General features: G+C 72.7%; 20 protein-coding genes. 7 read left to right on the forward strand and 13 right to left on the reverse strand.

The features are described from left to right. Positions 1 to 97: 97 nt before the first annotated feature. Positions 98 to 3,040, forward strand: a complete 2,943-nt coding sequence (locus N7925_RS33505; protein WP_274346103.1) for a glycoside hydrolase family 3 C-terminal domain-containing protein — start codon at positions 98 to 100, stop codon at positions 3,038 to 3,040. Continuing rightward, the gene (yicI, locus tag N7925_RS33510) at positions 3,037 to 5,304 is read left to right on the forward strand and encodes an alpha-xylosidase (protein ID WP_274346104.1); all 2,268 of its coding nucleotides are present in this window, start codon (positions 3,037 to 3,039) and stop codon (positions 5,302 to 5,304) included. The genes N7925_RS33505 and yicI overlap by 4 nt, the downstream gene beginning before the upstream one ends. Before the next feature lie 103 nt (positions 5,305 to 5,407). Here yicI and N7925_RS33515 read toward each other — a convergent pair whose 3' ends face one another. Beyond that, on the reverse strand, positions 5,408 to 5,875 hold the full coding sequence (locus N7925_RS33515) for an MSMEG_6728 family protein (protein WP_265603273.1): 468 nt from the start codon (positions 5,873 to 5,875) through the stop codon (positions 5,408 to 5,410). A 330-nt stretch (positions 5,876 to 6,205) separates the two neighbouring features. Between N7925_RS33515 and N7925_RS33520 the strand changes: the two genes are divergently transcribed. Next, on the forward strand, positions 6,206 to 7,246 hold the full coding sequence (locus tag N7925_RS33520; protein ID WP_265603274.1) for an NUDIX hydrolase: 1,041 nt from the start codon (positions 6,206 to 6,208) through the stop codon (positions 7,244 to 7,246). 48 nt (positions 7,247 to 7,294) lie between these two features. On the opposite strand, the gene N7925_RS33525 is transcribed toward N7925_RS33520, so the two are convergent. Both N7925_RS33525 and N7925_RS33530 read right to left on the reverse strand, forming a co-directional pair. Continuing rightward, positions 7,295 to 7,984 carry an MBL fold metallo-hydrolase gene (locus tag N7925_RS33525; protein ID WP_265603275.1) on the reverse strand — a complete coding sequence of 230 codons (690 nt, stop codon included), beginning with the start codon at positions 7,982 to 7,984 and terminating at the stop codon, positions 7,295 to 7,297. Positions 7,985 to 8,093: 109 nt separating this feature from the next. Next, the gene (locus N7925_RS33530; RefSeq protein WP_274346105.1) at positions 8,094 to 9,458 is read right to left on the reverse strand and encodes a dipeptidase; all 1,365 of its coding nucleotides are present in this window, start codon (positions 9,456 to 9,458) and stop codon (positions 8,094 to 8,096) included. A gap of 195 nt (positions 9,459 to 9,653) precedes the next feature. On the opposite strand from N7925_RS33530, the gene N7925_RS33535 reads away from it, so the two are divergent. Continuing rightward, positions 9,654 to 10,868 (forward strand): geranylgeranyl reductase family protein, encoded by a 1,215-nt coding sequence (locus N7925_RS33535; RefSeq protein ID WP_265603277.1) that lies wholly within the window; start codon positions 9,654 to 9,656, stop codon positions 10,866 to 10,868. Between the two features lie 111 nt (positions 10,869 to 10,979). On the opposite strand, the gene N7925_RS33540 is transcribed toward N7925_RS33535, so the two are convergent. Beyond that, positions 10,980 to 11,435 (reverse strand): nitroreductase family deazaflavin-dependent oxidoreductase, encoded by a 456-nt coding sequence (locus N7925_RS33540; protein WP_265603278.1) that lies wholly within the window; start codon positions 11,433 to 11,435, stop codon positions 10,980 to 10,982. Positions 11,436 to 11,580: 145 nt separating this feature from the next. Here N7925_RS33540 and N7925_RS33545 point away from each other — a divergent pair, with 145 nt between their 5' ends. Then, a complete protein-coding gene (locus tag N7925_RS33545) occupies positions 11,581 to 12,282 on the forward strand; it encodes a TetR/AcrR family transcriptional regulator (RefSeq protein WP_274346106.1) in 702 nt (233 codons plus the stop codon). 87 nt (positions 12,283 to 12,369) lie between these two features. On the opposite strand, the gene N7925_RS33550 is transcribed toward N7925_RS33545, so the two are convergent. From N7925_RS33550 to N7925_RS33560, 3 genes are all read right to left on the reverse strand, one after another. After that, entirely contained in the window at positions 12,370 to 13,125 is a 756-nt protein-coding gene (locus N7925_RS33550) for a maleylpyruvate isomerase family mycothiol-dependent enzyme (protein ID WP_274346107.1), read from the reverse strand. Positions 13,126 to 13,158: 33 nt separating this feature from the next. Continuing rightward, positions 13,159 to 13,524 (reverse strand): SCO4225 family membrane protein, encoded by a 366-nt coding sequence (locus N7925_RS33555; RefSeq protein WP_274346108.1) that lies wholly within the window; start codon positions 13,522 to 13,524, stop codon positions 13,159 to 13,161. A 123-nt stretch (positions 13,525 to 13,647) separates the two neighbouring features. Further along, the gene (locus tag N7925_RS33560) at positions 13,648 to 14,778 is read right to left on the reverse strand and encodes an MFS transporter (protein WP_274346109.1); all 1,131 of its coding nucleotides are present in this window, start codon (positions 14,776 to 14,778) and stop codon (positions 13,648 to 13,650) included. Between the two features lie 239 nt (positions 14,779 to 15,017). On the opposite strand from N7925_RS33560, the gene N7925_RS33565 reads away from it, so the two are divergent. After that, the gene (locus tag N7925_RS33565; protein ID WP_265603283.1) at positions 15,018 to 16,232 is read left to right on the forward strand and encodes an ROK family protein; all 1,215 of its coding nucleotides are present in this window, start codon (positions 15,018 to 15,020) and stop codon (positions 16,230 to 16,232) included. 61 nt (positions 16,233 to 16,293) lie between these two features. Here the strand turns inward: N7925_RS33565 and N7925_RS33570 are convergent, their stop codons facing one another. Both N7925_RS33570 and N7925_RS33575 read right to left on the reverse strand, forming a co-directional pair. Beyond that, complete coding sequence (locus tag N7925_RS33570) at positions 16,294 to 16,812, reverse strand: ATP-binding protein (protein WP_210993372.1); 519 nt, start codon at positions 16,810 to 16,812, stop codon at positions 16,294 to 16,296. A 259-nt stretch (positions 16,813 to 17,071) separates the two neighbouring features. Then, the gene (locus N7925_RS33575) at positions 17,072 to 17,389 is read right to left on the reverse strand and encodes a hypothetical protein (RefSeq protein ID WP_274346110.1); all 318 of its coding nucleotides are present in this window, start codon (positions 17,387 to 17,389) and stop codon (positions 17,072 to 17,074) included. Positions 17,390 to 17,624: 235 nt separating this feature from the next. Between N7925_RS33575 and N7925_RS33580 the strand changes: the two genes are divergently transcribed. Next, positions 17,625 to 18,758 carry a PLP-dependent cysteine synthase family protein gene (locus N7925_RS33580; protein ID WP_265603285.1) on the forward strand — a complete coding sequence of 378 codons (1,134 nt, stop codon included), beginning with the start codon at positions 17,625 to 17,627 and terminating at the stop codon, positions 18,756 to 18,758. Between the two features lie 21 nt (positions 18,759 to 18,779). On the opposite strand, the gene N7925_RS33585 is transcribed toward N7925_RS33580, so the two are convergent. From N7925_RS33585 to N7925_RS33600, 4 genes are all read right to left on the reverse strand, one after another. After that, positions 18,780 to 19,259, reverse strand: a complete 480-nt coding sequence (locus tag N7925_RS33585; protein WP_265603286.1) for an SRPBCC family protein — start codon at positions 19,257 to 19,259, stop codon at positions 18,780 to 18,782. A 61-nt stretch (positions 19,260 to 19,320) separates the two neighbouring features. Further along, entirely contained in the window at positions 19,321 to 20,820 is a 1,500-nt protein-coding gene (locus tag N7925_RS33590; RefSeq protein WP_331618214.1) for an SDR family oxidoreductase, read from the reverse strand. A 194-nt stretch (positions 20,821 to 21,014) separates the two neighbouring features. Further along, positions 21,015 to 23,039: a hypothetical protein gene (locus N7925_RS33595; RefSeq protein ID WP_265603287.1), complete on the reverse strand. Its 2,025-nt coding sequence runs from the start codon at positions 23,037 to 23,039 to the stop codon at positions 21,015 to 21,017. A 144-nt stretch (positions 23,040 to 23,183) separates the two neighbouring features. Continuing rightward, positions 23,184 to 23,630 (reverse strand): SRPBCC family protein, encoded by a 447-nt coding sequence (locus N7925_RS33600; protein WP_215108196.1) that lies wholly within the window; start codon positions 23,628 to 23,630, stop codon positions 23,184 to 23,186. Between the last annotated feature and the right edge of the window lie 15 nt (positions 23,631 to 23,645).

Genomic DNA, 23,645 nt, shown 5'->3' on the forward strand with positions numbered 1-23,645 from the left:
AGCATCGAAGCGCTTCGAAAGATCTTCTCCACGCGCCGAAGGATGACTCGGCGCCCGCAGACCGGAACACCTCCCACCTCTCCAAGGGGACCCGCACGTGACGGACCATCCGTTTCCCTTCCGCGACCCGCGGCTGTCCTTCTCCCGGCGCACCGACGATCTGCTCGGACGGCTCACGCTCGACGAGCGGATCGCGATGCTGCACCAGTTCGCCCCGGCGGTGGAGCGTCTGGGGCTCGGCCCGTTCCGTACCGGACAGGAAGCCCTCCACGGGGTCGCCTGGATGGGGCCCGCGACCGTCTTCCCGCAGGCCGTCGGCCTCGGCGCCACCTGGAACGACGACCTGGTCCGCCGGATCGGCGAGGCCGTCGGCAACGAAGTGCGGGCCAAGCGCGCCCAGGACGACCGCGTCGGACTCAATGTCTGGGCCCCGACCGTGAATCTGCTCCGCCACCCGCTGTGGGGCCGCGGCGAGGAGGGGTACTCCGAGGACCCGGCCCTCACCTCCGCCATCGCCGTCGCGTACACCCGGGGACTGCGCGGGGACGACCCCCGCTACTGGCGCACCGCCCCCGTGCTCAAACACTGGCTCGCGCACAACAACGAGACCGACCGCGACACCGCGTCCGCCTCGGTCCGCCCGCGCGTCCTGCACGAGTACGACCTGCGGGCCTTCCGCGACGCGGTGCGGGCGGGGGCGGTGGCCGGCGTCATGCCCGCCTACAACCTGGTCAACGGCCGCCCGAACCACGTCTCCCCGCTCCTGCGGCAGTACCTGCGCCGCTGGACCGACCAGCCGCTGGTCGTCTGCTCGGACGCGGGCGCCCCTTCGAACCTGGTCGACTCCGAGCACTACTTCGACACCCACGAGGAGGCCGCCGCGGCCGCCCTGAAGGCGGGCGTCGACAGCTTCACCGACCACGGCACCGACTCCACCGTCATGACGGGACGTATCCGCGACGCGCTCGCGAAGGGGCTCATCGACGAGAGCGACATCGACACGGCGGTCCGCCGTCTGCTCGCCATGCGCCTCGCGCTCGGGGAGTTCGACCCGGAACTCGACCCGTACGCGCAGGTCGACGACCTGGACACCGAGGAGCACCGGGCTCTCGCCCTGGAAGCCGCCGAGCAGGCAGTGGTCCTGCTCAAGAACGACGGCCTGCTGCCCCTGGAGCCGAAGCCGGGCCGGACCGTCGCGGTCGTCGGACTGCTCGCGGACGCCTGCAAGCTCGACTGGTACAGCGGCACGCTCATGCACCGCTCGACGCCGCTGGACGGAATCCGCGCACGGTACGGCGCCGAGAACGTCCTCTTCGCGGAGGGCGCGGACCGAGTCAGGCTGAAGAGCCCCGACGGCTGGCTCCACGTACCCGCCGCCGACGGGGCGACGGAAGGGGAAGCGCGCGGCGCGGAAGGCGCCCTCGACCCGGCTCTCCTCGCCGGCCGCACCGACCTGTCCCCGCTGACCTGCGGTGACGAGGCAACCGAGCTGGCTCTCGTCGACTGGGGCGACGGCGTCCTGACCCTGCGTACCGACGAGGGGCTGTACCTTTCCGTCGCCGACGACGGATACGTCAGGGCGTCCGCGGACGAGCCGGGCGGCTGGGTCGTCCAGGAGACGTTCCGCCTGGAACCGGTGGAGGGGCACCCCGGCGGGCACCGCCTTCTGCACATCGGGACCGGTGGGTACGTGTCTGTCGCCGGCGACGGCGCGAAGGTCGCCGACGCGGGCGAGAGGATCTCCCGGGACGGCGCCACGGTCTTCGAACGGGAGACCGTCGAGCACGGCGCCGACGCGGTGGCCCGCGTCGCCGCGGCCGCGGACACCGTCGTCGTCGTGGCGGGCAACGACCCCCACATCAACGGCCGTGAGACCGAGGACCGTACGACCCTCGCCCTCCCCGCCCAGCAGGACCGGCTGTGGCGCGCCGCGCACGCCGCCAACCCCCGTACGGTCCTCGTCCTGGCCTCCGCCTATCCCTACGCGGTCGGCGACGCGAGGGACGTCCTGCCGGCCCTGCTCTGGACGGCGCACGGGGGGCAGGCCGCGGGTACCGCGCTCGCCCGCGTCCTCGCCGGCGACGTGTCCCCGGCGGGCCGGCTCCCGCAGACCTGGTACGCGAGCGACGACGATCTGCCCGGCCTGCTCGACTACGACGTCATCGGCTCCCGGCAGACGTACCTCTACTTCGACGGCACACCCCTCTTCCCGTTCGGCCACGGCCTCGGTTACGCCGACTTCACGTACTCGGCCCTGCGCACGGAGGTGGACGGCGAGCGACTGCGCGTGTCACTGAGCGTCACCAACGACGGCGGGCTCGCCGCCGACGAGGTGGCGCAGCTCTACGTCCGCGCGGCCGGACCCGCGAAGACGGCCGAACCCGTCCCCGAGGGCCTGGGGCGCCGGCTCCCGGACCTCGGCGCCCCCCAGGACCTGCCGCGGCGCAAGCTGGTTGCCCACCGTCGGCTGCACCTCGCGCCCGGTGCGGCGGAGCGCGTCGAATGGGACGTACCCCTGGAGGAGTTGGGCCACTGGAGCGTGGCGCACGGCCGGTGGACCGTCGAGCCGGGCGCCTACGAGATCCTCGCGGGAGCGTCGAGCGCCGACATCCGGCTCATCGCGACAGCGGTCGTCGACGGAAAGGCGCAAGGCCCCCGCCCGGTGGCGACGCGCGGTCTGGAGGCCGTCGACTACGACCGGCAGAAGGACACGGGGATCCTCGACCGTACGAAGAAGGAGGGTGACGTCGTGGCACCCGCGTCCGCCGACAGGGAGGGGAGCCTTGTCTACCGGGCGTGCGACTTCGGTGAGGGTGTGTCCGGACTGACGTTCCTGGCCTCGGGGGAGGGGAGCATCACCGTGAGCGTGGGCGGCCACAGCCTGGCGCTCCGGTTCCCGGACACCGGCGGACCGTACGCGTACCGCACCTTCGAGGCCGCGCTGGACCTCCGGGGGGTGCACGAGATGGGTATCGGCCTCAAGGGCGCCATGCGCCTCGCCCGCGTGGACGTCGTTCCCGCCATGAAGGAGACCGCATGAAGTTCACCGACGGCTTCTGGCTCATGCGCGAGGGTGTCCGGGCTTCCTACGCGACCGAGATCCGTGATCTGCGCGTCGACGCCGACCGGTTCACCGCCTACGCCGCGGTGAAGCGTGTCGCGGCGCGCGGCGACACGCTCAACACCCCGCTGATCACCGTCGAGTGCTTCTCCCCGGCCGAGGGTGTCATCGGCGTCCGCACCACCCATCACGCGGGCAAGGCCCGGCGGGGGCCGGACTTCACGATCCTGCCGGACGACACCACGGCGGTCGCGGCCCGCACCCGCCGGGACGGTTCGGCAACGGAACTCACCAGCGGGCCACTGACGTTGCGGATGGACGGGGACGGCCCCTGGGGCATCACCTTCCTCGATGCCGACGGCCGGCGCCTCACCGGGGTGGACCCGAAGGGCACGGCGTTCGCGTCCGCGCCCGACGGCACACATCACATGATCGCCCAACTGGGCCTGGAGGTCGGTGAGTACGTCTACGGACTGGGTGAGCGCTTCACTCCGTTCGTCAAGAACGGGCAGACCGTCGACATCTGGCAGGCCGACGGGGGCACCAGCAGCGAACTGGCCTACAAGAACATCCCGTTCTATCTGTCCTCACGTGGCTACGGCGTTTTCGTCAACCACCCCGGCAAGGTCTCCTTCGAGGTCGGTTCGGAGTCGGTCGGGCAGGTGCAGTTCAGCGTCGAGGACCAGTCGCTGGAGTACTACATCGTCGCCGGACCTACGCCGAAGGATGTCCTGTCCCGTTACACGGCCCTGACCGGCAGACCCGCGCTGCCGCCGGCCTGGTCCTTCGGCCTGTGGCTGACCACGTCCTTCTGCACGTCCTACGACGAGGAGACCGTCGCCTCCTTCGTCGACGGCATGGCCGAGCGCGGGATCCCGCTCAGCGTCTTCCACTTCGACTGTTTCTGGATGCGCGAGTACCAGTGGTCGGACTTCCTGTGGGACCCGGAGGTCTTTCCCGACCCCGAGGCGATGCTGGCCCGCCTCAAGGAGCGGGGCCTGCGCATCAGCATGTGGATCAACCCCTATATCGCCCAGAAGTCGGCCCTGTTCGCGGAGGGCGCCGAACACGGCTACCTGGTGCGGCGCGCCAACGGTGACATCTGGCAGTGGGACCTGTGGCAGCCGGGGATGGCGCTCGTCGACTTCACCAACCCGGCCGCCCGCGCCTGGTACAACGACAAACTGCGTCTCCTGCTCGACCAGGGTGTCGACTGCTTCAAGACGGACTTCGGCGAGCGCATCCCCACGGACGTCGTCTGGCACGACGGCTCCGACCCGGAGCGGATGCACAACTACTACGCGCAGATCTACAACCGCACCGTCTTCGAACTGCTGGAGAAGGAGCGCGGAGCGGGGGAGGCGGTGCTCTTCGCCCGGTCGGCGACGGCGGGCGGACAGCAGTTCCCGGTGCACTGGGGCGGTGACTGCTTCGCCTCCTTCACCGCCATGGCCGAGTCCCTGCGCGGCGGGCTGTCGCTGAGCCTGTCCGGCTTCGGCTTCTGGAGCCACGACATCGGCGGCTTCGAGGGCACCCCCGACCCGGCGGTCTTCAAACGCTGGCTGGCCTTCGGCCTGCTGTCCTCGCACAGTCGGCTCCACGGCAACGTCTCCTACCGGGTCCCGTGGGAGTTCGGCGAGGAAGCCGTCGACGTGGCACGGAAGTTCACCCTGCTCAAGCACCGGCTCATGCCCTACCTCTACGGAGTGGCCGCCGAGGCGCACCGTACGGGCATCCCGATGATGCGGCCCATGCTGGCGGAGTTTCCCGGCGACCCCGCTTCCCGCACCCTGGACCGGCAGTACATGCTCGGCCCGGACCTGCTGGTCGCGCCGGTCTTCACCGAGAACGGCGAGGTCGAGTACTACGTCCCCGAGGGCACCTGGACCTCACTGCTGACCGGCGAGCGCGTCACCGGTCCCGCCTGGCGGCACGAGACGCACGGCTTCGACAGCCTGCCGCTGTTGGTCAGGGACGGTGCCGTACTGCCGTGGGGCGCCGACGACCAGCGCCCGGACGCGGACTGGCTGGACGACCTCACCCTGCGGGTCTTCGGCACTGGTACGGACGAGCGCACGGTCACCGTGCCGGACCTGACCGGCGCCCCGGCGGCGAAGTTCCATGTCGTGCGGGACGGGGCCGGGGCCCGTGTCACCGCGGAGGGGACCGACCGGGTCTTCCGGGTGACCACCGACGCATCCGGCGCGGAGGGGGAGGGGTCCGGGACGGTCGTCGTCGCCTGAGGTCCGCCCCGTCATCTCGACCTCGGTGGCGCTCTCCTGCGCGACGGGGCCAGGTGGCGGGCGGCCTCGCGCTTCTTCAACCGCGCAACCCGGGAATCCCCCGCTAACCGGAGCGGTCCGAGGCGGGCCAGACGTAGGGCAGGCCGTCGGGGTCGTCCGGGAACAGGGAGGCGTAGACGTGCGGGGCCTTGGTCCGCAACGAGGACCGGTGGCTGCGGTGAAAAGCAGGGTCCCCCAGCCACGGCGGCAGCTCGTGGTCCGAGGCGAGCCGTGCTTGAGTGCGCACCCCCGGATCTGTCCGGTGGGCCGAAAACTCGGCCACGAGCGAGGCGGCGCACGTGTCCGCGCGGCCGGTTGCCGTCCACACCCGGCAGATCTCGAGTCCGTACCGCACGAGCGCCTCCTCGTAACCGGCCCACATGCGCACGGCCGGGTGGTGCCGCCACCCGTAGCCGGGGACCGTCAGACCGCGGAGGACCTGGAGTGCTTCGACCCGCTGCTTGCCCAGGCGCCGGTCGTCGAGCGACTCGGCCGAGGCGACGAAGTCGGGATAGGGCAGGAACGTCTGCATGCTCAGCCCACCTTCTGAGGTGGATGGACCGGAAGGGTCAGACAACAGATTGCCCTGGGTCCCGATCTCGCACAACCGGATGCCTTGCGGCTTTCCCCCGGGTGCCTGCCGGGCGGTCACCAGCCGGTATGAGCTGCCCGGTGTGGAGGGTACGTACAGCGAGGTGACGATCGCAATGGAAGAGCAGATCGCTGGGTATCTCCAGGGAGTCTGGGAGAAGGAGGTGGTGGGAGCCGGGCTGTGGACACCCTCATTTCCCGTACCTCTCCCAGACGAACCGGAGAAACCCGCTCCGCCGCTGGTCAGCGGCCTTCCCACCCTGGAGTACTAGTGGTTGTCGTCTGGATCAACGGTGCGTTCAGCGCGGGCAAGAGCAGCGCCGCGGGCGAACTGATCGATCTGATCCCGAACAGCACACTGTACGACCCGGAGGTCACCGGCGCGGGGTTGCGCAGTCTGCTGCCGCAGAAGAGACTTGCCGAGGTCACCGACTTCCAGGATCTACCGATCTGGCGGCGGCTCGTGGTGGACACGGCGGCGGCGCTGCTCGCCGAGGTGCCCGGGGTGCTGGTGGTGCCGATGACCCTGCTGCGGCAGGAGTACCGCGACGAGATCTTCGGAGGGCTCGCCTCCCGGCGCATTCCCGTGCGGCATGTGGCGCTCTCACCTGAGGAAACGATCCTGCGCAGCCGGATCGCGGGCCGCGAGGAGTTTCCCGGCGACGAGGAGCAGAGCGAGCGGGTGCGCCTGTCGGCATACGAGCACATCGGCCCGTACCGCGACGCCCTCGACTGGATCGCCGAGGACGCGCATGTGGTCGACAACAGCGCCCTCACGCCCCGGGAGACCGCCGAGCGGATCGCGGACGCCGTGCGCACCGGCAGCGCCGCGCCGTGCCCGATCGTCCAGAGCCCGGAGCCGACCGCCGAGACGGTGGCCGCCGGGGTGCTGCTCTTCGACGAGCGGGACCGGGTGCTGCTCGTCGACCCCACGTACAAACCGGGATGGGAGTTCCCCGGCGGGGTGGTGGAGGCGGGCGAGGCTCCGGCGCAGGCCGGGATCCGTGAGGTCGCCGAGGAGATAGGCCTCCACCTCGGCCGGGTTCCCACCCTGCTGCTCGTCGACTGGGAGTCGCCCCGCCCGCCCGGCTACGGCGGGCTGCGCTTCCTCTTCGACGGCGGCCTGCTGCGCTCCGAGGACGCCGGCCGGCTGCTGCTGCCCGGATCCGAGCTGCGCGGCTGGCGCTTCGTCACCGAGGAGGAGGCCGCGGGGATGCTGCCGCCCACCCGGTACGAGCGGCTGCGCTGGGCCCTGCGGGCGCGCGAGCGGTCGACGGTGCTCAACCTGGAGGCGGGGGTGCCGGTGGGCTGAGCGGCGTGCCGGGGCTTCAGGGCAGGCCTCCCCGCACGCGGGCGCCGCTCACGCGCCGTTCGCCGCCGCGTCCATCGCCGCGGCCGCGTTCTCGGTGAGCGGGTCGCCGTGACCGAAGCAGACGGTACGGGGCGCGAGTGCGGCCAGTCGCCGGAACGTGGCGGCCGCCCCGGCCCGGTCCGCGTTGAACACACCGAGCATCACCCGCCGCTCCACGGAGGCGACGGTGTCCCCGGTGAACAGCACGCCGTGGCGCGGCAGATGGAGGGCGATGGAGCCCGCCGTGTGACCGGGAGCGTGGACCACCAGGGCCCCGTCCCCGAACGGCAGCACCTCGCCGCCGGTCACCTCGCGGTCGACCCGGGTGGGCGGGGCGGCGGGGCACGTCAGCCCGTGCTCCCACAGCGGCAGTTCCCAGTCCAGCAGGTCCGGCTCCGGTACGGGGCGCTCGCCCCGTACCACCGGGGCGTCCAGCGCGTGGGCGATGATCTCGGCGCCGTGCCGGTCCGCCAGCTCCTGCGCGGCCCCGTAGTGGTCGCGGTGGCCGTGGGTGATGACGATGCGCCGGATCCCGGCCGGGTCGAGGCCGCGTGCGCGGATCGCGTCCTCGATCGCGGCGGCCGACTCGACGTCACCCGCGTCGATCAAGGTCAGATCCGCCTTGTCGCGCCAGAGATAGGCCTGACCGATCCGGAAGCGGAACATGTGCAACTGGGGGAGTACCTCGACGAGATCCATGCGGCGAACGTACGCAGGGGCGGACGTCCGCCGCACGTATCTACGCTTCGGGCGACTTCGCCGAGGGCGTAGCGGCGATCGGGGCCGCTCCGTGGGGCGGCCCGGGAGGTCAGACCTTCTTCGACTCCGCGTAGTTCCGCAGGAACAGCGCCTCGGCGACCGACATCCGCTCCAGCTCCTCGGGCGACACGCTCTCGTTCACCGCGTGGATCTGCGCCTCGGGCTCGCTCAGCCCGATCAGCAGGATCTCCGCCTCCGGGTAGAGGCCCGCCAGTGTGTTGCACAGCGGGATGGAGCCGCCCATCCCGGAGGACTGCATCTCCTGGCCCGCATACGCGTCCCGCATCGCGTCCGCCATCGCCGTGTACGCCGGGCTGGTCATGTCCGCGCGGAACGGCTGACCCTGGCCCACCTGTTCCACCCGCACCCGCGCACCCCAGGGGGCGTGGGACTCCAGGTGGGCGGTGAGCAGCTTCGTCGCCTCGGCGGCGTCCTGGCCCGGCGGCACCCGCAGGCTGATCTGCGCCCGCGCGCTCGCCTGCACGGACGGCGTCGCGCCGACGACCGGCGGGCAGTCGATGCCGATGACGGTGACGGCGGGACGGGCCCAGATTCGGTCCGCGACCGTGCCCGTGCCGATCAGCTCCACCCCGTCCAGCACCTTGGCGTCCCGCCGGAACTCCGCCTCCGGGTACTGGAGCCCGTCCCAGTCGGCGTCGCCGGTCAGCCCGTCGACCGTGGTCGTCCCGTCCTCGGCGCGCAGCGAGGCCAGCAGCTGTATCATCGCGGCCAGCGCGTCCGGGGCCGCGCCGCCGAACTGCCCCGAGTGCAGGTTCCCCTCCAGGGTGTCCAGCTGCACCCGCAGCATCGTCATCCCGCGCAGCGTCGCGGTGACCGTCGGCAGCCCGACCCGGAAGTTCCCGGTGTCGCCGATGACGATCGTGTCGGCCGCCAGCAGCTCCGGGTGCGCTTCCGCGTACCTCTCCAGACCGCCGGTGCCCTGCTCCTCGGATCCCTCGGCGATCACCTTCACCGAGACCGGGACGCCACCGTTCGCCTTGAGGGCGCGCAGTGCGAGCAGGTGCATGATGAACCCGCCCTTGCAGTCGGCCGCGCCCCGGCCGAACCAGCGGCCGTCGCGCTCGGTGAGTTCGAACGGCGGGGAGATCCACGCCGACTCGTCCAGCGGCGGCTGCACGTCGTAGTGCGCGTAGAGCAGCACGGTCGGTGCCCCGGCCGGACCGGGCAGGAACCCGTAGACGGACTGTGTGCCGTCGGGGGTGTCCAGCAGGGCGACGTCCGTGAACTCCTCGGCGCGCAGGGCGTCGGCGACCCAGTTCGCCGCGCCCTCGCACTCGCTCCTCGGGAACACCGCCGGGTCCGCCACCGACTGGAACGCCACCAACTCGGCCAGCTCCTCCCGGGCGCGGGGCATCAGCGAGGCGACGGTCTCGGGAATCGGACGGGCGGTCATGGGCACGCTCCTCGTGGGTGCGACGTTAGGGGTAGGGCGCGGTGTGTACGCGACCGTGTGCGACGCCGTCGGGGAGGCGACGCATGTACGACGAAATCATGGCCGATCCTCCCACAGGAGGGCTTGGCCGGAACGCGCCGTAGGATGCCGTGAGCAGCTTGGGGCCACTGGTCGGATCAGGAGCAGAAGCACATCGTGAGCAGCGAGAACGCAGACGCCGGACGTGAGCCGGAAGAGTCGTCCGTGTGGGATGTCGTCGTGGTCGGCGCCGGACCGGCCGGCGCATCGGCGGCGTACGCGGCAGCCGTGGCGGGCCGGAGAGTCCTGCTGCTGGAGAAAGCGGAACTGCCGCGCTACAAGACCTGCGGCGGGGGAATCATCGGGTACTCGCGGGACTCCCTGCCGCCGGGGTTCGAACTGCCCCTGAAGGACCGCATCCACTCGGTCACCTTCTCGCTCAACGGCAAGCTGACGCGCACCCGCCGCTCCCGGCGCACGCTCTTCGGGCTCGTCAACCGCTCGGAGTTCGACGCCGGGCTGGTCGAGGAGGCGCAGAAGGCCGGAGCCGAACTGCGCACCGGGGCATCGGTGGTGCGGGTCGAGCAGCACGGTCCCGCCGTGCCCGACCGGCGGACCGTCGCCGTGGTGCTGGCCGGCGGCGAGACGGTGCTCGCGCGGGCGGTCGTCGGCGCCGACGGCAGCGCGGGCCGGATAGGAGCCCATGTCGGGGTGAAGCTCGACCAGGTCGACCTCGGCCTGGAGGCGGAGATCCCGGTTCCGGCCACCGTCGCGGAGGACTGGGCGGGCCGGGTGCTCATCGACTGGGGCCCGATGCCGGGGAGTTACGGCTGGGTGTTCCCCAAGGGGGACACCCTCACCGTGGGCGTCATCTCGACGCGCGGCGACGGCGCGGGCACCAAGCGGTATCTGGAGGACTTCATCGCCCGCCTCGGCCTCGCCGGGTTCGAGCCGGCCATCTCCTCGGGCCATCTCACGCGCTGCCGCAGCGACGACTCGCCGCTCTCCCGCGGCCGGGTCGTGGTCTGCGGGGACGCGGCCGGACTGCTGGAGCCGTGGACCCGCGAGGGCATCTCCTTCGCGCTGCGCTCGGGCCGCCTCGCGGGGGAGTGGGCGGTCAGGATCGCCGAGTCGCACGACGCGGTGGACGCCCGCCGACAGGCCCTCAACTACGCCTTCGCCATCAAGGCCGGTCTCGGCGTGGAGATGGGCGTCGGCCGCCGCATGCTCAAGCTGTTCGAGCGCCGCCCGGGGATGCTGCACGCGGCGGTGACCGGCTTCCGTCCGGCGTGGAGGGCGTTCGCCGGGATCACCCGGGGAACGACGTCGCTGGCCGAACTGGTCCGTACGCACCCGCTGGCGCAGCGGGCCCTGTCCGCGATGGATCGCTAGGGGCTGTCGGCAAACAGCCGTCGTCGCCCGGCGGACGGCCCTTGGCACCCCGCTCGTCGTGACCGCGCCGATCGCGCCCCCATGGCCTGTACGGCCGCCGCGGGGGCGCGGTCATGCCTCGACCGTGATGCGGAAGACCGGGTGGTCGGGGCAGGCCGCCAGCAGTTCGGCGTCCGTGGATTTCGCCGTGATCCCCTGGAAGTACTGGTTGACCTCCCAGCCCCACCGCTCCAGATAGGCCCGGATGATCCGGGCCTTCTCTGCGTCGTCGGCGATCTCCACCGCGGTGAAGCGGCTGACCTTGCGCCCCAGCCGCAGCTCTCCGCCACCCGCGACGCGCATGTTGCGCACCCACTGCGAGTGCCCCCGGGCCGAGACGATGTACCGCTCGCCCTCGAAGGCGTGCGCGTTGACCGGGATGCGCTGCGGTTGGCCGCTCTTTCGCCCGCGCACCGAAAGCTCGGCCGAGCCCATCAGGCTGATGCCGTGCCGGGCCAGCCATCCGACGATTCTGTTGAAGCGGTGGGCTGCGGAGCTCGCCCGGAGGTAGTAGGCCTGCTGCGGCATGGTGACTCCCTAAAATTGAGAGAGCAGTGCTCTCGCTCAAGAGCAGTGTGCGCTGGATGGCCACTCAAAGCAAGAGCACTGCTCTCATTGTGGATTTGCGATCTCGTTTCTGGTCGGTGCTCCCTATGCGTGGCAGACTGATCGGATGAGCACCATCCGAGGGGCCCGGGAACGCGCCCGCATCGAAGTGACCGCGGCCATCAAGGGCGAGGCCAGGAAGCAGCTCGCGGAGGAGGGCGCGGCGAAGCTGTCGCTGCGGGCCGTGGCCAGGCAGCTGGGCATGGCCTCCTCCGCGCTCTACCGCTACTTCCCCAGCCGCGACGACCTGCTCACCGCGCTGATCGTTGACGCGTTCGACGCGATCGGCGCGGTCGCGGAGCGGGCGGCGGGGGAGCGGGCGGGGACGGTCCCGCCCGCCGAACGCTGGATCGCGGTGGCCTGTGCCGTACGGGAGTGGGGGCTCGCCCACCCCCATGAGTACGCGCTGATCCACGGTTCGCCCGTCCCCGGCTACATCGCCCCGATGGACACGGTGGGGCCCGCGTCCCGGGTGGGCCTGGTCCTCATCGACATCGTCCGTACCGCGTCCCGGGCCGAGGACCTCACCCTGCCCTCCCTCGCCCCGGAGCTGCGGTCCGACGCGGAGCGGATGGCCGCCGAGTTCGCCCCGGACGTGCCTCCGGCCGCCGTGGCGGCCCTGGTCGCCGCCTGGGCCCAGCTGTTCGGCCTGATCTCCTTCGAGCTGTTCGGCCAGTTCAACCGGGTCGTCGAGGCGCGCGAGCCGCTGTTCCGGCAGGCCGCGGGCGACCTGGCCCGCTCGGTCGGCCTGCGCGCGGTCAAGCCGTAGGGCCGCGCTGCTGCGCATCGGGTCCGGTGCGCCCCGTGCGCCACAGCTGGGCCGAGGGGCACCCGACCCCCCTCGGCCCGGCGGCACTCACCAGGTGACGGCGGAGTTGTCCGTCCAGATCCGGGCCACCGAGCGGTCGCCGGCCAGGGTGACGGCGGTGAGCGGCAGCCGGTTCCAGAGGGTGAGGTAGAGCCCCTCCGCCGTACCGCTCAGTTCGCAGTCGAAGCCGTCGCCCGGCCGGGTCCCGGCCTCCGACCGCACGGCCTGGGGCGGATCCTGGGAGATCCGCACCGTCCAGGTCGCGTCCGTGTCCACGGCCCGCACCCGCAGCGTCCGGGGCTTCTTGGAACGCACCTTGCTCTTGGGCCGGGCGTGGAACCCGGTGAGGAGCTCGTCGATGCCGTCGACCGCCCGGTCCGAGGACACCGCGGTCAGCGGACCGCCGAGCGCCGACTCGGCGTCCACGCGGTGCACGGTCGTCTCGTTGAGCTGGCGGCGGGACCAGAACGCCAGGGGTGAAGGGGCCGGCATGAAGGTCCAGCAGTCCAGGTCGGCGGGGGCTTCCTCCAGGGACCTGACCAGGTGGCGGTGCCCCTGGCGGAACCAGTCCAGGAGTTCGGCCCCGTCGAGGGCGGGTTCGCCGCCGTCCGGCCGGTAGGTGGTGTGGCCCTCGGTGATGAACGCCGCCGCCCAACGGTGCACCATGCCGGTGTGCCGCAGGAGATGACGTATCTGCCAGCCGGGACAGGTCGGGACCGATGCCCCCGATCCGGCCCGCTCGGCGGCGGCCGCGAGCAGCCGCCCTTCCTCGGACAACGACGCGATGTGCTCGGCGATCTGCATGGCGGCGATTGTGCCAGGGGGTCTGTTCGGCCCTCAGACGCCCTGCGGGTGCGCGGAACCGGCCGACCCGGCCCGGCGCACCAGGCGGGCGAACCAGCCCAGAGCCAGCGACTGGACGAGGACCGAGACCGCCAGGCCGAGCACCAGGAACCAACCGGGCCCACCGGCCTCGGCCCCCGCCAGGGAGCCGCCGAGGAAGAACAGGAAGATGGCCGGGGCCGCGAGGAGGAACAGCCAGACGCCGGAGAACGAGGCGTCCTCGTGGGCGACGAACAGGGTGTCCACGGCGACGAACAGCGTCGCCGCGAGCACCAGCCCGAGGTAGATCAGGGAAGCGGGGTTGCGGAACGTCAGCCGGACCAGGGTGTTCAGGTGCGGGTGGTCGGTCAGGCGCTTCATGGTGTGCTCCCCTGCTGCTGCTGCTGCTCGCTCTGCCTCTTGCTCGGTCGAGGCTTCCATCGTGCGCCGGGGGAGCGGGTCCTGCCTGAGTACGGCTACTCAATCGACCATGTGTGCGGGTGATCAGGTGTCCGCGTCCGTCGTCGCGTTGCGCGCTCCGTAGCCCAGGGCGGCGGCCGCCGCTGCCAGCAGGGCGACTGTCGTCAGGGCCAGCGGCAGCGAGAACCAGTCGGCGAGGAAGCCGATCGCGGGCGGGCCGAGCAGCATCCCGCCGTAGCCGAGTGTCGACGCCGCCGCGACTCCGCTCGGTCCCGCGAGTTCGCCCGCACGCCCCACCGCGACGGGGAAGATGTTGGCGAGCCCGAGGCCGGTGACCGCGAACCCGGCCAGCGCCAGCCAGGTGGTCGGCGCCAGCGAGCCCAGCAGCATTCCGGCCGAGGCCGTCGCGCCACCGAGGACGAGCGTGCGGGTCTGCCCGAGCCGTTCCAGGAGCATGGTTCCGGTCAGCCGGCCCGCCGTCATCGTCAGGGCGAAGAGCGCGTAGCCGGCGGCGGCGAGCCCGGGGTGCGCCCCCAGGTCCTGTTCCAGGTGCAGCGCGCCCCAGTCGGCCAGCGCCCCTTCCCCGTACGCCGTGCACAGGGCGATCGCGCCGAAGAGCACGACGACACGGCGGGCCCGGGGCGACAGCCGCTGCTTCGTCGCTTTCCGGTCGACGGGCTGCGGAGCGGCGGGGGCGGGGCGGTGCCGCAGCAGGGCGGGTCCGGCGAAGGCGGTGACGAGCAGACCGGTCCCGGCCAGCAGGAAGAGGTGCGTGGACGCGGCCAGACCCCCCGCGACCAGCCCGCCGAGGCCGGCGCCGACCATGCCGCCCAGACTGAACGCCGCGTGGAAGCTCGGCATCACGGGCCGGCGCAGTTCGGCGACCAGGTCGACGGCGGCGCTGTTCATCGCCACGTTCATTCCGCCGTACGCCGCTCCGAACACGAGCAGCACGAGGCCGAGGGAGAGCGCCGAGTGGGTCTGGGCGGGCAGGGCGATGCTCAGGGGAAGCAGGACGCCGCAGACCACGGTGACGGCATGGCTGCCGTAACGGCGGCACAGCCGGCCGGTGAGCATCATGGTGATGACCGCCCCGGCGGAGACGCCGAGCAGGGCGAGGCCGAGAGTGGAGGCGGAGGCTCCGGTCTGCTGCTTGATGGCCGGGATACGGACCACCCAGCCGGCGAAGAGGAACCCGTCGAGGGCGAAGAACACGGTCAGCGCGGTACGGAGGCGGGCCGACGAGGGTGGGGCGGTGTCTCCGCCAGGTCCCCCCGGTAGGGCCGTCCGCAGTTTGTTTAGTTGCGGCACAAACTCAGCATAGGGGCGCTCGGGCGACGGGCGCAACACTGTCGCACGCCGTACGTTCCGGGGGCCCGGCCGAGGCCGGGACGGGCTCCCCGGGCAGGCCCTGGGCGTCCAGGGCGCCTCCGGATCATGGGAGACTCGCCCCCATGAACGGCAAGGCGACCACCACCCGGACGAAGTTGGAGAGGGGCCGCAGTGCGCTCGGGCCCGCACTGGAACTGGTCCACACCGGACGCGCCCCCACCCGGGCCGTGCTCACCTCCGAACTCGGCGTCACCCGCGCCACCGCCGGGGCGGTCGCCGCGGAACTGGAGGCGCTCGGGCTGATCCGGGTCGACTCCAGCCCCGGGTCGGCGGCCGGTTCCCAGGGGCGCCCCTCGCACCGGCTGTCCGTCCTGGAGACCGGCCCCGTCGTCCTCGCCGCCCAGGTGCACGCCGACGGCTTCCGGGCCGCGCTCGTCGGGCTCGGCGGCCGGATCGTCGCCACCTCGCCGGGCTGCGTCGCGGTGATGGCCGACCCGGCACAGGTGCTCGGCGAGGTCGTGGAAGCGGGGGCGGAGCTGCTGCGCGAGAGCGGGTCGCGCTGCGTCGGGGCCGGGCTCGCGGTGCCCTCCGCGGTCGCCGAGCCGGAGGGCACCGCCCTCAATCCGCTGCACATCGCCTGGCCCGCCGGCTCCCCGGTCCGCGACATCTTCGTCGCCTGCGTACGCGAAGCGGGCATCACCGGACCCGCGTTCACCGGCAATGACGTCAACCTCACCGCGCTGGCCGAGCACCGGCACGGCGCGGGCCGCGGCGCCCAGCACCTCCTGTGCGTGGCCACCGGCCACCGGGGCGTCGGCGGGGCCCTCGTCCTCGACGGCCGCCTCCACAGCGGGAGTTCGGGCCTCGCGCTCGAGGTGGGGCATCTCACCGTGAACCCCGAGGGGCGCCCCTGCCACTGCGGCGGGCGAGGCTGCCTCGACGTGGAGACCGACCCGCTGGCCTTCCTCACCACCGCACGCCGCGAACCGGGGCCCGAGGAGTCCCTCCTCAAGCAGGCCGGGAACCTGCTCCGTACGGAGTACGGCGACCCCGCCGTACGGCACGCCGCCGAAGCTTTGATCGACCGCCTGGGCCTGGGGCTGGCCGGACTGGTCAACATCCTCAACCCGGACCGGATCATCCTCGGCGGGCTCCACCGCGACCTGCTGGAGGCGGACCCGGAGCGGCTGCGCGCCGTCGTCGCCGACCGGAGCCTGTGGGGGCGCAGCGGCAGCGTGCCGATACTGCCGTGCACCCTGGCGCACAACAGCCTGGTGGGCGCCGCCGAACTGGCCTGGCAGCCGGTCCTCGACGACCCGCTCGCGGCGTTGGCCTGACGCCCGCAGGTCCCCGCCGTCAGCGCTGGGGCGTGACCCCTACCCGCCCCGCCCGGCCCGGTCAGCCGACGACGGCCGACCGGGCGGGCGCGGCCACGATGTCGTCGGGGGTGATGGTCACGGCCCCGAACGGCCCGTCGGTCATCGACCCGTAGACCGCGAGCGGTGGCAGGGTCGAGGCGCCGGTGGCCGCGGGCAGGGTGAACCAGACGGCCTTCCCGGCCGAGCCGATCGGTCGCACGCCCCAGCTCTCGCTGACGGCGGCGATCAGGGCCAGCCCCCGGCCCGACGTGGCGAACGAGTCCGCCTCGTTCACCGTGGGCAGGCGCGGGTCGTGGTCGTGGACGGAGACCGTCAGACGGTCGAGCAGCAGCTCAATGTCGACGGTGCATGACTTGTCCGGCTGTGCGTGCCGGTGGACATTGGTGAGAAGCTCGGTGACGCCCAGGGCCGCCTGGTCGATCAGAGGATCGAGATGCCAGTAGCGCAGTTGCGCCGAAATGATTCTGCGGACCTGACCGATCCGCGACGGCAGGGCCTGGAGCTCCACCGTGCAGTGCCTGCTTGGCTCGCTGATCACGGCTGCGACTCCCCGAAATAGGTCCGGAAGAAGAGAAGAGAAACGAACGGAGCCGGCGGACGACTTGACTGCCGAACCCGCTCTGCTCTTGTCGTGTCTGCTCGTGTCGCGCGATCCGGTCCGTGGAGCGGATCGCTCTGTCACCGAGGGTGCACCTTCAGTGACATGGGACCAGCGTGGCCCAGGGGATACGGCTCCGCAACTCGCGGCGGAGCCCGGCGGCCCGCGAACCGGCCCGCCGGGCCCCTACCGGCCCCGGTCAGTCCCGGCGGCCGCGCGCGTGGCGCAGCGCCTCCAGGAAGCGCCGCAGTGGAGCCGTCCCGTCGCGTCTGCGGCTGCGCTGCCCCATCGTCAACCGGTAGCGCACCCCGTTCACCCGGGCGATGACGGAATCCGCCGCGATGAACCACCACGTGCGGGCGCTGACCGAGCCCACCGGGGCGCTGTCGATCTCCCGCCCGTTGCTCGTGAGCAGCGACAGCCGCCCGTCCTTCACCACCACCTGACCAGCCCTGGTCAGCGATCTGGTGAACCGCTCGATCCTGACCCCCGAAGCACTGAACTCGACGTCCGTCATGGCGGATTCGCCCCCCTTCGACACCACTCCCTGCTGTGCAGTGTGCCCCGGTGCGGGCCGGATCGCCAGAGGGCCCATAAGTACGACGGGTCCTCGGCCGCACCGCCCGTCGCCGCCGCCCTCGCGGGCGGTGGTCAAAGGCAGCGCTATGGGCCATCAAAGTGACCGTTTGCGCAGGTGGGGTGCATATCGTGGAGGTGCGAGCACCGGATCGACGACCAACAGGAGCAGGCCCATGGACACCAGTGAGCACGCAGCCGGGCACGGGGCCAGGGCGACCGTGGACGTCGACCGCAGCGACCCGGAGTACCGGGCCTGGCTGAAGGAGGCCGTGCGCAAGGTCCAGGCCGACGCGAACCGCTCCGCCGACACCCACCTGCTGCGCTTCCCGCTGCCCGAGGTGTGGGGCATCGACCTCTATCTCAAGGACGAGTCGACGCACCCCACCGGCAGCCTCAAGCACCGCCTCGCCCGCTCGCTCTTCCTGTACGGGCTCTGCAACGGCTGGATCCGGCCCGACAGGCCGGTCATCGAGGCGTCCAGCGGCTCGACGGCCGTGTCGGAGGCGTACTTCGCCAAACTGATCGGCGTCCCGTTCATCGCCGTGATGCCGCGCACCACCAGCCCGGAGAAGACGCGGCTCATCGAATTCCACGGCGGGCGGTGCCACTTCGTGGACGACTCGCGCACCATGTACGAACAGTCCGCGGCCCTCGCCGCCGAGACCGGCGGGCACTACATGGACCAGTTCACCTACGCGGAGCGCGCCACCGACTGGCGCGGCAACAACAACATCGCGGAGTCGATCTACCAGCAGCTGCGCCTGGAGCGCTACCCGGAGCCCGCCTGGATCGTCGCCACCGCCGGGACCGGCGGCACCTCGGCGACCATCGCCCGCTACGTCCACTACCTCCAGCACGACACCCGTATCTGTGTGCCCGACCCGGAGAACTCCTGTTTCTTCGACGGCTGGACCAACCACGACCCGCTCGCCACCAGCGACCGCGGCTCGCGCATCGAGGGCATCGGCCGCCCGCGCATGGAGCCCAGCTTCGTGCCCGGCGCCATCGACCGCATGATGAAGGTGCCCGACGCCGCGAGCGTCGCCGCCGTCCGCGCCCTGGAGCGCGCCATCGGCCGGAAGGCGGGCGGGTCGACGGGCACCGGACTGTGGAGTGCGTTCAAGCTGATCGCCGAGATGGTGGAGCGGGGCGAGCGCGGGAGCGTCGTCACGCTGCTGTGCGACCCGGGCGACCGCTACCTGGACAAGTACTACTCCGACTCGTGGCTGGAGGAACAGGGCCTGGACATCGCCCCGTACACCGCCGCCATCGATGCCTTCCTCACCACCGGAACCTGGCCCTGCTGAGGCCTGCTCCGGCCGCACAGCTCAGGGCGCCGTCGTCGCCAGCCGCGCGTCCAGGCGGCGCACGGCGTCCCGGAAGGACCGGCCCACCCCCGCCCGCGCGAGGCTCAGCACCAGGCGGAACAGCCCCGTCCCGTCGGCGGCGAAGGTCCACTGCACCCGAGTTCCGGACCCCTCCGGAGTGAGCCGCCACTCCTCCAACAGGGCCCGGAGACCCGGTGCGTTGGACTCGTCGGCCCGGTAGGCGTAGCACGTGTCCGGTTCGGCGGCCACGATCGTCTCGCGGAACCGGACGCCGCCCCGCAGCCGCACCTCGCGGCCCGCCCCCTCATGGGTGGGCGCGGCCAGGGTGACGGCGGTGAACCAGGACGGCCAGGACGCGACATCCTCGGCGAGCGCGCGGTACACCACGCCCACGGGCGCGGACACCTCGGCGGCGAACACCAGACGAATCGGCGCGGAATCGACGAACTCCCGTCCCACGGTACGGAGTAGGCGTGCCATCGCGTGCACCTCTCGGTGGTCTGCGGCGTGTTGGGCCGGGCACACCCTAGCGGCAGGACCGTCAGTTGTCCGTACCACTGTCGGCCATCGACGCCCGCCGTTCCTTCTCCTCGGCGGCGGCGGCCTCGGCGATGTTGCGAGCCATCCCGCCGAACACCACCGAGTGGAAGGGCCACACGCTCCACCAGTACGCGTGACCGAACAGCCCGCGCGGATGGAACAGGGCGCGCTGCCCGTACACCGTCCGGCCCCGGTCGTCGCGGCGCACCGACAGCTCCAGCCAGGCCAGGCCCGGCACCCGCATCTCGGCCCGCAGTCGCAGCAGCTCGCCCGGCAGGATCTCCTCCACCCGCCAGAAGTCCAGCGAGTCGCCCACCCGCAGCCGCTGGGCGTCCCGGCGGCCGCGCCGCAGCCCCACCCCGCCGACGAGCCGGTCGAGCCAGCCGCGTACCGCCCAGGCCAACGGGAAGGAGTACCAGCCGTTCTCCCCCCCGATGCCCTCGATCACCCGCCACAGCGCGTCCGGCCCGACCGGCACGGTCAGCTCCCGCTCGTCGCGGTAGAGGCTGCCGCCCGCCCACTCCGGGTCCGTGGGCAGCGGGTCGCTCGGCGCGCCGGGCACCGAGGCGTTGGACCAGCGGGTGTCGACCCGCGCCTCCTGGATCCGTTTCAGGGCCAGGCGCAGCGCCCGGTCGAAACCGATGGACCCGTCCGGCGGATCGGGGACGTACTCCTTGATGTCGTCCTCCCGGCACACCACCTCGTGACGCAGCGACTCCGTGAGCGGCCGGGCGATGGAGCTGGGCACCGGGGTGACCAGACCGACCCAGCGGCTGGAGAGCGTCGGGGTGAGCACCGGCACCGGCAGGATCAGCCGTCGCCGCAACCCCGCCACCCGGGCGTAGCGCTGCATCATGTCCCGGTACGTCATGACGTCCGGGCCCCCGATGTCGAAGGCCCGGTTCACGTCCTCGGGCAGCTTCGCGCTCCCCACCAGATACCGGACGACGTCCCGTACGGCCACCGGCTGGATCCGGGTCCGCACCCAGCTCGGGGTGATCATCAGCGGCAGCCGCTCGGTGAGATACCGCAGCATCTCGAACGAGGCGGACCCCGAGCCGATCACGATCGCCGCTCGCAGCACCGCCGTCGGCACCCCGGAGTCCAGCAGGATGTGCCCCACCTCGGCCCGCGAGCGCAGATGCGGCGACAGGTTCCGCTCCGGCACCCCGCTCGGGGTCAGCCCGCCCAGGTACACGATCCGGCGCACCCCGGCCGCCCGCGCCTCTTCGCCGAAGGTCCGGGCCGCCCTGCGGTCGGTCTCCTCGAAGTCCGAACCGGAACCGAGCGCGTGCACCAGGTAGTACGCCACATCGACGTCCCGCGCCGCCTCCGCCAGGGACGCGGCGTCGGTCACATCGCCGCGCACCACCTCGACCCGGTCCGCCCAGGGATAGTCGCGCAGCTTCCGCGGCGTTCTGGCGAGGGCGCGCACCCGGTACCCCGCATCGAGCAGGGCGGGCACCAGCCGGCCGCCGATGTAGCCGGTCGCCCCGGTCACCAGAGCACGCGGACGCGAACTGTCGGGGGTGTCCGGGCCGTCGGCGGGACGCGGGTCGCCGGAGCCGCTGTCAGAGGCGTCGTCAAGATCCGTCACCCTGCCGAGTCTGGCACCGTACCGCCCATCCGACCGGTCGGGCACTCCGTACGGCGGCATCGATACCAGCGGGTGACGTCTCCCGGGCCCCCTCCGGCTCAGCGCACCGCCGCCAGCGTCTCGCCCCCGCGCAGCGACGCCGTCAGCTCCACCTCGGCGTCACGGGGCGCCCGTACCGCGAACGTCGCCCCGCCCGCCGCGCCCCGCACCGCCCCGGTCGCCTCGATCCGGGTCACCGCCCGGCTTCCCGCCGCCAGGACGTACCACCGGCCGGAGGCCGCCTTCCAGTGGGTGCCCGCCAGGACGTGCTGCCCGAACCTGCTGCACAGGGCCGTGTCGTCGCGGTCGGCGACCACCGCGGCCGGGTCCGTGGGCGAGGCCGCGGGGCCGAGGAACTGCACCAGCACCCGGCCGGGGCCCCGCCAGGTGTCGGCCCGGGTGCACAGCCAGCCGGCCGAAGCCCTGCCCTCGGGCAGCTTCTGCTCGGCGAAGGCCCAGTTGTTGACCGCCCGCACCCCGGAACCCGACAGGGTCCGCAGGGAACACGCCGTACGCGCCCAGGCGAGCAGCGCCTCGGCGCCCGTCGCCTCGCGCGGCTGCCGGGCCGGCGCGCCCCGGCCGGGCTTCGGGGTGTACGTCAGATGCGCCGGAGCCAGGTCGCCCAGATCCGTCACCAGGAAGGCGTGCTTCTCCACGATCCGCCCGGACGAACGCAGTTGGAGCACCGGCCAGGAGTCGCACGCCCCGCCCGCGGCGGGCCGGGGCACCGGGGCGGTGACCCCGTCCCGCCCGACCTCCAGCGGCTGCCCCGGGGTGGCCGGCGCGAGCAGGTCCCGGGTGGTGGCCCCGGCGATCCAGGGGGCGAGCAGGAACCGCGCGCTGTCGCCCGTACGGCTGACGACGACGGCCGCGCCCGTCGTCACGTCCGCGTCATCGGTCCGCGCGAAGTCGAGCGCCGCCCCACCGGACCCGGACAACGGCTCCGCGTACCTCACCACCCGGACCCCGCCGTCGTGGAACAGCACCACGGCCGCCCCGTCCACCTCACCCGCGAACAGCAGCCGGGGCGGCTGGGCGGGCGGGACCGCCACCGTGCCCGGCGTGGTGGACACCCGGACCGTGCCCGGCGGACCGGACCAGGCCCGCAGCGCCCGGCCCAGCAGCTCGCCGTCGCCCGTGCGCCCGCCCCGGGCGGGCCAGGCGGTGAAGTCGACGCGCGAGGTGTCCGCCCACCGGTCCGCCGACGTCCGCAGCAGCCCTGCCGGATCGAGCACCGGGGCCGCTGCGCCCGCCGGGTTCCGGTCGTCGCCCGCGGGCCGCGTCCCCGCGTCGACGGCGAAAGCCAGGCCTCCGGCCACCACGCACAGCGCCGCGGCCACCGCCCGCACCCGGTGCCTGCGCCGCAGCAGGTCGCTGGGGCGGGTCTGGACCGTGCACGGGTCGAACTCGCCGGACCTGAGCATCGCCTGCGCCCCGGCCCGGTCCGGCCTCCCCAGCCGGGCCGCCCGGCGCACCGCGTCCGCCGGATCCGCCACCGCCGCCCCGGCCAGCAGCTCCCGCGCCCCGGACTCGTCGAGCCCTTCCAGCAATTGGAGGGCGAACGCCGCCCTGACCGCCCCGGGCACTGCGGACAGGGCCCGGTCCAGGGCCAGTTCATCGACGCCGCCCGCCCGGGGGAAGAGCCGCAGCCCCCACACCACCGGCACGGCCGGACGCAGCGCGGCCGGAGCCGGGAGCCTTCCGGGCCACCAACGGGGCCGCCGCTCGTGGGCCAGCGCCGCTCGCAGCACCCGCAGCCGCATCCATCCGTACGCGGCGCCCGAGGCGCCCTGTTCCGGCCCGACGCCCTCCGGCGCGGGCTCCGGGCCCTCCGGAGCATCCGACCCGCGGGACTGGGCGGGGACCCGCGGGTGCCGCACGCGGCTCCCGGCAGCGGGCAGGGCCCGCTGGACGACGGCGTGCGCGGCCAGGACCCGGCGGTGCCGCCCGAGCGCCGGCGGCAGGACGACGTAGGCGAGCCGTACCAGGCGGGGATAGTGCTCCACGAGGGCGGCCTCGGCCTGCTGCACGCCCGTGCGGTCGGGATGTGCGTCGGTCCGCTGCTGCGGTTGGTGGATCGGCATGAAATGGGTGCCTTCCGGGCCGTGGCTGGGATGTCATACCGACAAACGAGTCAATCGTGTGACGGTCACATCGCCCGCGCCGAAGCGGCCACCCGGTCGTCGGCGATCTTCGCGGAGAAGCCGACGTCCGCCTCCCCGGCGGTCCTACCGGTCGCCGGGAGAGGCGAGCAGGGCGTCCAGGACCTTGCCGAACATCCGCCGTCCGGTGGAGGCGAGCAGCGGATCACCCCACCGGGGCACCAGCCGCACCCGCAGTTCCTCGACCCAGACCACATGGGAACCGGAATCCGTGGGAAGCACGTCGATCGAGGCCCGGCCCAGCACCACGGCCCCCCGCTTCTCCAGTCGGCAGACCCCGGCCCGGCCCCCGGCGGGCGGCGTCCACCGCACCACTTCCATCGGATCGTCGAACGCCAGCGGGCCCAGCCCCGTACGCGCCACGAAGACCGTCCCGAGCTGCGAGGGAAGCCCGGTCGGGACCGAGATCGCGGTCAACGGCACCTGCGCGCCGTGCCGTTCCCAGTCGGTCACCCGGCGCCATGCCTCGGCTGCGGGGAGAGGGGAGAAGCGCTCGATCCGGAAGACGGCCACACCACGATCCTATGG

This window comes from Streptomyces sp. CA-278952, from assembly GCF_028747205.1.
Lineage (GTDB): Bacteria > Actinomycetota > Actinomycetes > Streptomycetales > Streptomycetaceae > Streptomyces.